Here is a 12466-nt window from a genome sequence, read left to right as displayed (position 1 = left end):
ACGTCCAGAAGTCGAGTACCAAACAACGACCTCGAAAATCGGAAAGACGCAGGTCACGGCCACCGGTGTTCAGCCACCGACGGCCGGTCAACTCGGGTGCGCGGACTCGCGGTCGTTTAGCCATGCGGACCAGTCAATCAGGCCTCGGATTTCCCACCCGACCCCCTTTAGTAGGTGGAAGACCTGACGACTTCCGGCGGGGTGCTCGCCGCGTCCGCTCCTACGCGTGCGCGCCCCCGCCGGGGGCAGTTCCCGTCCCTCACCCGTAAGACCCTCCCGTGATGAGACCGGTGGGCCGTGGGCTGGACGGTCTTGGACGCCCGGGTTGAGTTCCCTGAACGGAGAGCTCCCCGGGCGCCTCTTCCCTCGATCTCGGTGGTTCGCGACCACCACCCGCTCGCCTCTGGTCTGACCCACCACGCGAGTAGGGCATGCCCGAAGAGGGCGACGAAGGCGGGATCGGTCCTCCCGCTGGGTGCGTAGCTCAAATGGCAGAGCCCCTCCTTTGGGAGGAGATGCGGGTTCGAATCCCGCCGCACCACTCTGCGCCGTCAGCCCCTTCACGACCCCGTACGCCTCTCCGCGATGCGCACTTACGGGATCTTCACAGCTGGAGCTGAGAACCCGGCGCAACCTTCATCCGCCCGCCCGACCCCAACAGGTCGGGGGTGCACCGGGCGGAACAAACCTGCGCCCCGATCCCCCGCCTACCGCTCGGGATCGGGGCAGCAACCCACCCCCGAGGAGCTGAGCATGCGGTTCGAGCTGAGCCTGTTCGGCTACGACATCGTCCGGTTGTACGTCGGCGCCCTGGAAGACGGAGACGCTGAGGAGTACGTCCACGCGGCCACCCTCAACACCGAGCTTTCCGAAGGCGGGCGGGACGACGTTCCGTTCGGGTTCGCCCCTGCTGCCGACACGAGGCGCTGACGATGCCGCGGCGTGCCCTGTCCGTTTGCCCCACCCCGGGGTGTCCCGAACTCACCCCTGGGGGCAGGTGCGAGGGGTGTACCAGAGCGGCCCGGCGAGGACGCAGGTCCAACGCCAGACAGGGCCGCGACTCGCGTTGGTACAGGGAGAGTGCGCGCTACCTGCGAGAGCACCCGTACTGCGAGTGCGACGAGTGCCTCCGCCTACCTGAGCTGCTCCGTCCAACGGCTGACGTTGTCGACCACATAGACGGTCTCGGTCCTCTTGGCCCACGTGGCTACGACTGGTCGAACCTGCGCGCCATGACTCGATCACATCACTCGCGTCACACCGCCGAGGCTCAGCCTGGCGGATGGAATTACAGAGAGTGATCAGACACCACTGTGGACCTGGGGGTGGACCCCCTCACCTGCGGAGACGAAGCACGCGGAGGAGGGCTCTCCCCGGTCTGTCAGGTTCAAAACTTTCAGCCCATGACTCTCAGTGACCCACGAAGGGAGTGATCATGCCCCGAGGAGGCGCCCGCGTCAGCAGCGGACCCGCACCCGACCCGAACGCGCTCCGGCGCGACCGTCGCGACGACGCCGCGGGGTGGCAGATCCTCCCCGCCAACGGTCGACAGGGCGATGTGCCGCGGTGGCCGCTCGACTACGTGGGCACCCGTGAGCGCGATCTCTGGCGCGACCTGTGGGCGCAGCCCCAAGCGGTCATGTGGGAGCGCCTGGCACAGCACTACGAAGTGGCGATGTGCGTCCGCGCCATCGTCCGCACCGAGGCTGACGAGGCGAAGGCGAACGACTTCACGGTTGCCCGCCAGTTCATGGACTCGCTCGGTCTCAGCGTGAACGGGATGTTGCGCAACAGGTGGAAGGTCGACGGCGCCGAACCGGAGCCGGTCACCGAGGCCGCTAAGACCGCGCCCGCGCGTCGCTCCGCACGCGACCGTCTGAAGGTGGTCGCTGATGAGTAGGTCCGCCACCCCGCTCTACGTGGTGTTGGACTGGATCGAGGCACACGCGGTCGTACCCGATGGCTTCGCCCAGGGCGAGCCGTTCCACCTGTACCCGTGGCAGGAAGAAGTCACGGCGAACCACTACCTCGTCAAGCCTGATGCACAGCTCGGACAGAAGTCGACCGCGTTCGTCTACCGCCGGTCCCAGGTCATCATGTCCCAGAAGTCAGGCAAAGGCCCCTGGGGCGCGACGATCGTCCTCGCAGAGGCCGCAGGCCCGACCGTCTTCGCGGGCTGGGCCGAGGGTGGGGAGCTATACCGCTGCCACGACTTCGGGTGTGATTGCGGCTGGGTCTACGAGTACGAGCCCAGCGAACCGATGGGCGTCCCTCAGCCGACGCCGCTGATCCAGCTCCTGGCCACGTCGGAGGACCAGGTCGCCAACGTCTACCGCCCACTTCGGGCCATGATCAAACACGGTCCGCTGAAGTCGCAGATGCGCGACGGCGAGGGCTTCGTCCGGGTCGGCGACAGCGGCCGGATCGACGTCGTCACCAGCTCCGCACAGTCCCGACTCGGTAACCCAATCACCTTCGCCCTTCAAGACGAAACCGGGCTCTACAACGCCACGAACAAGATGATCCGCGTCGCCGAGACGCAGCGCCGCGGCCTCGCAGGTATGAGCGGCCGGTCCATCGAGACGACCAACGCCTACGACCCGTCGGAGGGCAGCGTCGCCCAGCGCACGCACGAGGGCACTGCGAAAGACGTCTACAAGTTCTTTCCGCAGGCTCCGGCGACGCTGAGCTATCGCGACAAGCGGGAGCGGCGCAAGATCCACCGCGCCGTCTACGCGGGATGCCCGCACATCGATCTCGACGCGATCGAGGCCGAGGCCGCGGAGCTCCTGGAGGTGGACTTCGCCCAGGCGGAGCGCTTCTACGGCAACCGCATCGTTGCCGGCTCCGGCGCTTGGTTGGAGTCGGCACCCTGGCTGTCTCGTGCGACTCCCGATCGAGAGAAGCCGAAGCCGTCCACGTACAAGCTGATGAAGGTGCCCATCGTCCTGGGTTTCGACGGGTCCGACTCCGACGACTGGACCGGTATCCGCGCGGAGACCCTGGACGGCTTCCAGTTCACGCCGACGTACGGCCCGTCCGACCGACCCACCGTGTGGGACCCGGCGGAGTGGGGCGGCCAGGTTCCCCGCCTGGAAGTAGATGCGGCCGTGGATCAGCTCTTCCGGACGTACGACGTGAAGCTGATGTACTGCGACCCGCCGTACTGGGAGACCGAAGTGGACGCCTGGGCGGAGCGCTACGGAGACCGCAAGGTCATCCGCTGGCACACGCGCAGGCCGGTCCAGATGCACGCTGCCGCTGAGCGGCTAAAAACGGACTGCATCAAGCGGGACAGCACCTTCACGCACGATGGCTGTCCGATCACGGAGCGGCACGTGTTCAACGCCCGCATGGCGGCCCGGCCTTCGGATCGCTACGTCCTGGTGAAGCCGGAGCACCGCCGAAAGATCGATATGGCCGTGGTCTCCGTCCTTGCTCACGAAGCCGCGTCCGACGCCATCGCCGCCGGACTCCTGAAGAAGAAGCCCCTGTACATGTCTGCCTGAAGGAGGACCAGTGGCGACGTACGAACAGGCGCTGGTGCTGGTCCAGCGTCTCGAAGACGAACTCTTGAGCCGCCGCCCGTTGATCGAACGAAACTCGGATTACTACCGAGGGAAACAACCCCTGGCGTTCGCCTCCGAACAGTTCCGGAAGTTCCACGGTGACCGATACCGAGAGTTCGCGGATAACTGGGTTCCGGTGGTGGCTGACGCGCCCGTTGAGCGCTTGACCGTGAACGGCATCAAGCTGTCAGGGGCAACGGAGGCCGATAAGGATCTCTGGCGCGTGTGGCAGCTGAACAGCCTGGACGCTGACAGTCAGTTGGGTTTCCTGGGTGCCGTGAACTCGTGCCGCTCCTTTGTCCTGGTCTGGGGTGACCCGGACGACCCGGACACTCCAGAGGTCACCTTCGAAGACGCGTCCCAGTGCGTGATTGCGTACCAGCCCGGGTCGCGACGGAAGCGGCGCGCGGCGCTGAAGCGCTGGGACGACGGGTCAGCGTCATACGCGACGCTGTATCTCCCGGATGAGGTCTGGAAGTTCGAGCGGCCAGTCCTGGGCGTCAGCTCGAAGTCGACGCAGGAACAGGCGATCGACGAAGAGCTGAACAGGTGGCAGGTCCGGGACACAGGTCTGGAGCCGAACCCCCAGCCGAACCCCATGGGCGTGGTGCCGATGGTGGAGCTTCCGAACAGGCCGACGCTGTCTGAGGAGCCTGTATCCGACATCACGGGCGTCATCTCGATGCAGAACGCCATAAATCTCCTGTGGGCGCAGCTTTTCACCGCTGCTGACTATGCCTCCTTCCCTCAGCGCATCGTCCTGGGCGCGGAGGTTCCGGAAATCCCGATCTTGGATGATAAGGGCCAGATCGTGGGGTCCCGGCCGGTCAACATGGAGCGTTTCGCGGTCGACCGCGTCATGTTCTTCACGGGCGAGAACGTCAAAGTCACCGAGTGGACCGCTGCCAACTTGGAGGCATACACAGCCGTGATGGAGGTGGCCGTGGGCCACATCGCGGCCCAGACGCGTACGCCGGCCCACTATCTGATCGGCAAGATGGCGAACCTGTCCGGGGACGCCCTCCTGGCCGCTGAGACCGGCCTGGTCAAGCGGGTGGAGGAAAAACAGATCTGGTTCGGCCAGGCCCTCCGCGAGATGTTCCGCCTGATCGCGCTGGCCCGCGGCGAAGACGCGAAGGCCGCGGACATCGCGGCCGGTCAGGTGATCTGGGCCGACGCTGAGTCCAGGTCTCACGCGCAGATGGCGGACGCTCTGACAAAGCTGAAACAGATTGGCTTTCCCTTCGAGTGGCTTGCGCTCCGGTACGGGCTGTCCCCGACCGAGGTAGCGGACCTGGTCACCATGCGGGACCGGGAGTTGGCCGCTGATCCGATGGGCGCCATCACGCAACTGATGGCGCACGACCCGCGCCAGAGCGTGGAGGACGAGGAGGCCGCGTAATGCCCTCCGCAGTAGCCCTCCGCCACCAGGATCAGCGAGCGACCACAGTCAACCGGACCGCCCGTGCTGTCCTGGAGCGCTGGCACCAGGTCGACCCGACCGCGGTGAGCCGTAGCTGGGCGTTCCTGCTGTCCGAGGTCGTGGCGCTGGTGCGCGCTGGTCAGCTCACCGCCGCCCGTCAAACCGAGTCGTACATGCGGGAATTGCTCGGGGACGCACCCCCGGTCATCGTCCCGGATGCATTCGCAGCCTCCGCGCCCGACGGGCGCCCGCTTGACGCGCTGCTGTCCCTCGCGATCCCGACCACCCTCCGCGCCCTGGCGCAGGAGCTCCCACGGAAAGCCGCAATGGCCCGCGGTGCGGTGTTCCTGGACGTCGCGGTTCGGACCGTGGTCGCGGACACGGGCCGCCAGGCCGACCAGGTCGCGATGGTCGCCACGCCGAGGGTGAGGTCCTACCTCCGGGTCCTGGAGCTCCCCAGCTGTGCGCGCTGCATCGTGCTCGCAGGCCAGGAGTACCGGGTACTCGCGGGTTTCCTTCGGCACCCCCGGTGCGACTGTGCTATGGAGCCCGTCACCGCGAGCCACACGCCCGACGTCCTGAGCCCCAAGCGGGTCTTCGACCGGCTGTCCGCTGCGGAGCGCGTGCGCGCGTTCGGTGAAGCGGGCACCCAGGCGATCGAGGACGGCGCGGATATCTCGCAGGTCGTCAACGCTCGCCGGGGCGTGGCCACCCTCGCGGCCTACGGGCAGCGAGTCCGGGCAACGAGCGAGGGCGCCACCACGCGGGGTCTTGCTGGCGCAAGGCTACGCAACTTCGAGCGGCGCGCGGGTTCCCGCTACCGCACGTCGCGAACTCCGCGGCTGATGCCGGAGGAGATCTACAAGCGGGCCGACGACCGGGAGCACGCCGTCCGGCTGCTCCGCAATCACGGCTACATCATCTGAGCGGCGCAACGCTGCTCCCCGACACCCCGCAATGGAGTTGTCATGCACGACGCCGAAAACCCGACGAACGACGCCCCCGAGGCCGAGGACACGAGCTCTGCGACCGGTACCGACGCAGAGACCACCGAGGGCACGGACGCCCTGGGCGACGCCGGCAAGAAGGCCCTCGATTCGATGAAGTCGAAGTGGCACTCCGAGCGTGACCAGCGTCGGGCGCTCGAACGTCAGCTTGAGGAGCTGCGTGCCACCGCGCGTAAGCCCGAAGGTGACGACACCCCGGACGTCGAGGAGATCAAGCGCCAGGCGACCCGCGAGGCGCTCTCGCAGGCCAACGGGCGCATCCTCCGGTCCGAGGTCAAGGCCGCTGCCGTTGGCAAGTTGGCCGACCCCACAGACGCTTTGGCCTTCATTGACCTGGACAAGTTCGAGGTCAGCGAGGACGGGAGCGTGGACGCGGACGAGATCGCAGACGCGATCGACACGCTGATTCAGAACAAGCCCCACCTGTCGGCCGCAACGGTCAAGAGGTTCCAGGGCACCGGTGACGGTGGAGCGCGCAAGGCGACCGGCCCGTCCCAGCTCACCCGCGCCGACCTGGCGAACATGACCCCCGAGCAGATCACGCAGGCCAAGAAGGACGGCCGACTGAAGACGCTGCTGTCCGGGGGTAACTGACCGATCCGAAAGGACCAGAAGTGGCTATCACGTCGTTCATCCCCGAGATCTGGAACGCCCAGCTCCTCCTCGACTTCCGCGAGCAGACCGTGGCCGCGGCCCTGACCAACCGCGAGTACGAGGGCAACGCCACGGCGGGGAACACCGTCCGGATCAACACCGCCGCCGCCGTGGCCGTCAAGGACTACAAGGCCGCGAACCGGACCACCAGCGCCGATGCGGTGTCCACCACCTCGCAGGATCTCCCGATCGATCAAGAGAAGAACTTCGACTTCTACGTCGACGACATCGACAAGGCCCAGGCCGCCGGCTCGATGGACGCCTTCACCCGAAGCGCCGGCGAGGGTCTGGCGGAGGACGCGGACAAGTTCATCCTGTCCACCGCCGTGACCAGCGCTGGCACCGTGCTTCCGTCGGCGAACCTCACCCCCGCCACCGCCTTCGACGTCATCCGCGACTTGCGGAAGGCCCTGAGCAAGGCGAAGGTGCCGCTCGCGAACCGCGTTCTGATCGTCAACGCGGAGTTCGAGGCCATCCTCCTGTCGTCGGACGCGAAGCTGACCAACGTCGACCAGTCCGGTTCGTCGGAGGGCCTGCGGAACGCTTCGCTGGGCCGCCTGCTGGGCTTCGACATCTACACCAGCGAGAACCTCCCGACGGTGGCCGCTCCCCAGGCCCTGGCGTTCTACCGTCCCTCCGTTGCCTACGTCTCCCAGGTCGAGAAGACCGAGGCCATGCGCGCGGTGGACAAGTTCGCCGACCGCCTCCGCGGCCTGCACGTCTACGGCACGAAGGTCATCCGCCCGACCGGCGTCGCGGTCTTCACGGACACCACGGCCTGATGGCGCTGGTCCTCGGGCCGAACGGCGTCGTGACCTACGTCCCCGATGACATCGCTCGATCGCTCATCGGGGACGGCGGCCGAGGTTACACGTACGCGCCCGAACCGCAGGCCGACGAAACCGAGGAGGCACCGCCCCTCGCCAAGAAGACCCCGGCCCGACGGCCGCGGTCGAAGTCCGCTTAGGAGGTGACCCCGATGGCTCTTGCCCCTCTGGCGACGGTGGCTGATCTGGAGGCCCGCGGGGTCACCGTCACACCGTCAGAAGCCCCGATCGTGGCCACGTTCTTGGATGTGGCCTCCGAGATGGTCCGCACCGCCGCTGGCGCTCCCATCTCCCAGCTGACCACCACGGTCGAGCTGGAGGGGGAGCCTGGTCAACGGCTCCATCTACCGGGCCGACCGATCCGGTCCGTCGCCACCGTCGCACTTGACGGGGCGCCAGTCACCGACTGGAGGCTGGCATCCGGCTCCCTGTGGCGCCGGGAAGGCTGGCAGACCGGATGTGGCCCCTCCGTGGTGAAGGTGACCTACACGCACGGACTCCCCAGCGTGCCAGCAGACATCGTTGACCTGGTCTGCCGCCTCGCGTCCCGCGCGCTCGTGTCCTACCGGGATAGCGACGGCGCCGAGGCTCTCGCAGCCCGGGTGACCGTGTCCGAGCGAATCGGAGACTGGAGCGCGGGCTACGCCTACGGCGATCACTTCTCCGAGGTCGAGATCCCCGAGTACCTCCGCGACCGGTTGTCTGCCCGTTTCGGCGGTTCCGCCCATGTGGTGAGGTCCCGGTGAGCCGCGTCGCACGTCTGCTGAATACGCGGGTCGAGGTGTGGCGGACATCCACAGCGCCCGACGGGATGGGTGGCTGGGTCGAGACCGTCACCCAGGTCGGGACGGAGAGGGCTCGACTCGCACAGCCGTCCGCCAGTGAGCGCGTGGTGGCCCAGCAGTTCGGCTCCCGCCTGACCCACGTCGTCTACCTCAACCCGGGTGCGAATGTCCTCCGCGGCGACGAGCTCCGCCAGGCCGGTCGAGCCTTCCGGGTCCTGGCCATCTTCGAGCCGTCCGAGCCCGAGACCTACCTGCGCGCGGACTGCGAGCGAACTCAGCCGGAGGGCGCCGCGTGAGCCGATACGCAGACCTGAAGGGCGACCGGGACCTCCTGAAACAGCTTCGGAAGATCCACGACGAGGCACCGAAGGAGACCCAGATAGCCCTCCGCGAGTGGTCCCGGGACACACGCGACCTTGCGCAGGAGGAGGCCCCGGTCGACGTGGGTACGCTCCGCGCCGCACTGTCCGGCCGTATCCGCAAGCTGAACGCCGAAGTGGGTCTCTGGGGTCAGAACCTGAAGAAGGCCTATTACGCCCGGTTCGTCCACGACGGCACCTCGAAGATGCAGGCGACCCCGTTCCTGGTCCGCGCCTTCCGCAAGAACCAAGACCTCCGGCCGTACCTGCGCCGTCTCGTCGAAAGGCTGACCAAGTGAGCACAGCCGCCGTTCCACTCCTGACTGCTATCTTCGCTCGCCTCTCGGGGAGCGCCGCGCTCCAGGCACGGGGCGTACGGGTCTACGACGAGGTCCCGGAAACCGCGGTCACGCCGTACGTGACCCTCGGAGACCCGTCGGAACTCCCCAGCGACCAGCACGACGCGCAGGGGCTCGACGTCGACCTGGACCTCCACGTCTGGTCCCGATACCGGGGGTACAAGGAAGCCGCCGAGATCGTGGCGCTGCTCCACGCGGAGCTCGACCGCAAGCCCCTACCAGTCGACGGCTTCACGAACGTGAGCATCGCGGCCGGCGGCGCTCGCTACATGCGGGACCCGGACCCCGAGCTCCGTCACGGCGTCGCGCCCTTCCGGGTGTGGCTGACCGTCGACTCCACCCCCTGACCTGGAGGAACTACCCATGGCTGGAATCGACGCCTTCGGGATCGCCCTGGAGCGGTCCGACATGGCTGCGACGACGCCCGTCTTCACCCCGATTGCCAACGTGACCAACCTCAGCGGCCCGGAGATCGAGCGCGAGACCTACGACGTCACCGCGCACGACTCGCCCAACGGGTGGCGTGAGTTCATCGGCGGCCTGAAGGACGCCGGAGAGGTCTCGATCGATGTGAATTTCGACCCGCGCGACCACGCCACCTTGCTCAGCGATCTCGATGACACCGAGGCCCGTGATTACAAGGTCACGTTTCCGAACGCGATCGGCACGTGGGCGTTCAAGGCGTTCATGACCGGCTTCTCCTCGGAGTCCCCGGTCGACGACAAGCAAGCTGGCTCGATGACTTTCAAGGTCACCGGCAAGCCCGTTCTCACCGCAGGAGCCTGACGATGATCCTTCTTTCCCGTGATGCCATCCTGGCCGCCGACGACACCCCGAGCGAGATCGTGGACGTCCCGGAGTGGGGTGGTCAGGTCCGCGTGATGGCCATGACCGGTACCGACCGCGACAAGTTCGAGGCCTGCATGGTCGGCAAGAACGGCAAGCCCGACCCCGCTAAGGGTCTGGAGAACTTCCGGGCGCGGCTGGCCGCAGCGTGCATCGTGGACGAGGACGGCCACCGCCTGTTCACGGAGAAGGACGTCGCGGCCCTGGGGCGCAAGTCCGCCGCCGCCCTGGACCGGGTCGCAGACGCCGCCCAGCGCATCTCCGCCATGTCCCAGGAGGACGTCGAGGAGCTCGCGGGAAACTGAAGGCGCGGCCGGAGCGGCGGTTCTACTTCCGCCTGGCCGCGCACTTCGGGTGCTCCGTCCGTGAGCTCTTGTGGCGAATGGACTCCCAGGAGCTCTCAGAGTGGGCAGCCTTCGAGATGATCGAAGGGCCCATCGGCCAACGTCGTGACGACATCCTGACCGCGATGCAGATCTCCGCGGTCGTCAACGCCAACCGCGACCGCAAACAGCCGTACCCGTTCTCGGACTTCGTCCCGAAATGGGATCGCACTCAGCCAACCCCCGAGGAGCTTTTCCGCAAGCTCGCCGGCATTAACGCCACCCTGGGTGGCTCTACCCAGTAGGGGATTTCATGGCGACGCTCCAGAATTTGGTCGTCCGCCTCGGGATGGACCCGACCAAGCTCATGAAAGGCGCCAAGCGCGCCACGCGCGAGGTCCAGAAGTTCCGGGAGGACGTCGACAAGACCTCCACACGCATTCGAGCGATGTCGGACGCGGTCGGGAACATGTCCCGTCCGACCGGTCTCCTCGCGATGACAGCCGCTGCAAGCCTCGTCCCGAAGGCGGTCAGCTCGGCCTCGGTCGCGCTCCTCGCTCTCCCCGCGGCCGGTGCCGTTGCCGCTGGCGCCTTCTCCACGGCCAAGGTCGCCACCGCGGGCATGTCGGACGCGCTGGATGCGCTCGCCGACGGTGACGCGGAGAAGATCGCCGAGGCGATGGACAAGCTCAGCCCGTCCGCCCAGCGCATGGCCAAGGCGTTGCACAGCGCCCGTCAGCAGTTCGATGGGGTGCGGAAGTCCGTACAGGAGCGGTTCTTCGCCGGCTTGGACAAGGAAGTCCGAGACCTCGCGACGACGTACTTTCCGCTCCTGGAGACCGGCATGGGCGGTGTCGGGGGTGCGATCAACGGCATGGCCCGGGAAGCATCCGGGGCGATCAAAACCCCCTTCTTCCAGGGCGTTGTTGCGCAGGTGTTCGCCACCACCCAGCGGGCGGTCGAGAACCTAACGCCGGCCGTTGGCCCGCTGTTCATGGCGCTGGGAAACCTGGTCCAGGTCGGCCTCCCGTTGGTCGAGAGGTTCACGGCCTGGATCGGTGCGGCCGGTGATTCCAAGCTCGCGTTCCTCGGGTCCGCCGAGGGGCTGGCCTGGCTCCAGTCCAAGGTCGACGGTGGTATCGCGTCGTTCCACCAGCTGATGGCTATCGTCGTCCCGATCGCGCAGGCCATGTTCGGTATGGGGTCGGCGCTGGGGACGCTGGTCGGCTGGTACTCCCAACTCCCCGCGGGTGTCCAGGCCACCGTCGCGACGATGCTCCTCTGGGGCTTCGCGATCAGCGCCGTGGTGAGTCGGTTCGCCCCGCTGATCGCGGGCATCGGTCGAATTTCCGGCGCCCTGTGGGCATCTGCCACCATAGACGGTGGTCTCCTAAAGACCTGGGGAGCGAAGTTCGGCGCCTTCGCCGCGACCGTCGGGTCCGCACTCGTTCGAGCCGCGACCGCCATCGGCACCTACGCCGTTCAGGCCGCCGTCGGCCTGGCCCGTGCCGCTGCTGCCATGGCCGCATACCTCGCGCGCATGGTCGTTCAAGGCGCCATGATCGTGGCCCAGTGGGCCATCATGGCCGCCGGAGCGATGGCACGCGCGGTCGTGATGGCGGCCTCCTGGTTCGTCGCGCTCGGCCCGATCGGCTGGGTGATCGCGATCGTGGTCGGCCTCGTGGCCCTGATCATTGCGAACTGGGACACCGTCGTTGCTTGGACGTCAGCCGCTTGGGACACGGTCGTTGGCTGGATCTCCTCCGCGTGGGACTGGATCGTCTCGACCGTGTCCAGCGCGGCTCAGTGGGTCGTCGACCTCGTCTCGGGAGCGTGGGACTCGATCGTCGCGTGGGTGCAGGATTTCGCGCATCGGTTCTGGCAACTGCACGTCGACGCCTGGAACTGGGTGAAGGACGCCTTCACCAACGGCGCGAACGCGGTCGTTGACTTCGTGAGCAGCATCCCGGACCGCATCCTCAGTGCGCTCGGAGACCTCGGGAACCTGCTGGTGAACGCTGGCAAGGCGATCATGCAAGGGCTTCTCGACGGGATCAACGCCGCGTGGAAGTGGGTCCAGGACAAACTGAGCTGGATCACGGACATGATCCCGGACTGGAAAGGTCCGATGACCGTGGACCTGAAGCTCCTCGAACCGACCGGCAAGGCGATCATGCACGGCCTGACCGTCGGTATCGACGACGGCGCCGACGGACTGTTCCGTCAGCTCCAGGGCATCACCACCGACATCGGCACCGCGGTCGCCCCACCGAAGGCCACCGCCGCGGTCGACGGCACAGCTGCGGGTGGCCTG

Annotated in this window: 15 protein-coding genes and 1 tRNA gene; all 16 read left to right on the top strand. The window is 67.2% G+C overall.

The genetic code is table 11. The features are described 5' to 3' along the window. Nucleotides 1–473 precede the first annotated feature (473 nt). Nucleotides 474–543 (top strand) — tRNA-OTHER (locus C4T78_RS35860). 210 nt (nt 544–753) lie between these two features. Then, nucleotides 754–930 (top strand): hypothetical protein, encoded by a 177-nt coding sequence (locus tag C4T78_RS36740; RefSeq protein ID WP_177247521.1) that lies wholly within the window; start codon nt 754–756, stop codon nt 928–930. A gap of 505 nt (nt 931–1435) precedes the next feature. Next, entirely contained in the window at nt 1436–1900 is a 465-nt protein-coding gene (locus tag C4T78_RS35855; protein ID WP_218161554.1) for a hypothetical protein, read from the top strand. Continuing rightward, nucleotides 1893–3509, top strand: coding sequence for a terminase large subunit domain-containing protein (locus C4T78_RS35850; protein ID WP_093350523.1), 1617 nt, complete (start codon nt 1893–1895; stop codon nt 3507–3509). Before C4T78_RS35855 ends, C4T78_RS35850 begins: the two co-directional genes overlap by 8 nt. Before the next feature lie 10 nt (nt 3510–3519). Continuing rightward, nucleotides 3520–4971, top strand: coding sequence for a phage portal protein (locus tag C4T78_RS35845; RefSeq protein WP_093350526.1), 1452 nt, complete (start codon nt 3520–3522; stop codon nt 4969–4971). Next, nucleotides 4971–5918 (top strand): hypothetical protein, encoded by a 948-nt coding sequence (locus tag C4T78_RS36735; protein WP_177247522.1) that lies wholly within the window; start codon nt 4971–4973, stop codon nt 5916–5918. The genes C4T78_RS35845 and C4T78_RS36735 overlap by 1 nt, the downstream gene beginning before the upstream one ends. Before the next feature lie 42 nt (nt 5919–5960). Further along, on the top strand, nt 5961–6593 hold the full coding sequence (locus C4T78_RS35835) for a hypothetical protein (protein ID WP_093350529.1): 633 nt from the start codon (nt 5961–5963) through the stop codon (nt 6591–6593). A gap of 20 nt (nt 6594–6613) precedes the next feature. Continuing rightward, entirely contained in the window at nt 6614–7435 is an 822-nt protein-coding gene (locus C4T78_RS35830) for a major capsid protein (protein WP_093350531.1), read from the top strand. Between the two features lie 197 nt (nt 7436–7632). Continuing rightward, the gene (locus tag C4T78_RS35820; RefSeq protein ID WP_093350537.1) at nt 7633–8226 is read left to right on the top strand and encodes a hypothetical protein; all 594 of its coding nucleotides are present in this window, start codon (nt 7633–7635) and stop codon (nt 8224–8226) included. Continuing rightward, nucleotides 8223–8561: a head-tail adaptor protein gene (locus C4T78_RS35815; RefSeq protein ID WP_218161555.1), complete on the top strand. Its 339-nt coding sequence runs from the start codon at nt 8223–8225 to the stop codon at nt 8559–8561. The genes C4T78_RS35820 and C4T78_RS35815 overlap by 4 nt, the downstream gene beginning before the upstream one ends. Further along, nucleotides 8558–8923, top strand: coding sequence for an HK97-gp10 family putative phage morphogenesis protein (locus C4T78_RS35810; protein WP_177247523.1), 366 nt, complete (start codon nt 8558–8560; stop codon nt 8921–8923). Before C4T78_RS35815 ends, C4T78_RS35810 begins: the two co-directional genes overlap by 4 nt. Then, nucleotides 8920–9330: a DUF3168 domain-containing protein gene (locus C4T78_RS35805; RefSeq protein ID WP_093350546.1), complete on the top strand. Its 411-nt coding sequence runs from the start codon at nt 8920–8922 to the stop codon at nt 9328–9330. The genes C4T78_RS35810 and C4T78_RS35805 overlap by 4 nt, the downstream gene beginning before the upstream one ends. A 16-nt stretch (nt 9331–9346) precedes the next feature. Then, nucleotides 9347–9769: a phage tail tube protein gene (locus C4T78_RS35800; protein WP_093350549.1), complete on the top strand. Its 423-nt coding sequence runs from the start codon at nt 9347–9349 to the stop codon at nt 9767–9769. Nucleotides 9770–9771: 2 nt separating this feature from the next. Beyond that, entirely contained in the window at nt 9772–10134 is a 363-nt protein-coding gene (locus C4T78_RS35795; protein ID WP_093350552.1) for a phage tail assembly chaperone, read from the top strand. 77 nt (nt 10135–10211) lie between these two features. Beyond that, nucleotides 10212–10457, top strand: a complete 246-nt coding sequence (locus tag C4T78_RS35790; RefSeq protein ID WP_093350555.1) for a phage tail assembly protein T — start codon at nt 10212–10214, stop codon at nt 10455–10457. Between the two features lie 8 nt (nt 10458–10465). Then, nucleotides 10466–12466, top strand: a 2001-nt coding sequence (locus C4T78_RS35785) for a phage tail protein (RefSeq protein ID WP_220389072.1), incomplete at its 3' end; no start/stop codon positions are given.

Source organism: Saccharopolyspora kobensis, assembly GCF_900108315.1.
GTDB lineage: Bacteria > Actinomycetota > Actinomycetes > Mycobacteriales > Pseudonocardiaceae > Saccharopolyspora > Saccharopolyspora kobensis.
Note: the sequence above shows the minus strand (reverse complement) of the source record. Positions and strands in the feature narration are given on the sequence as shown.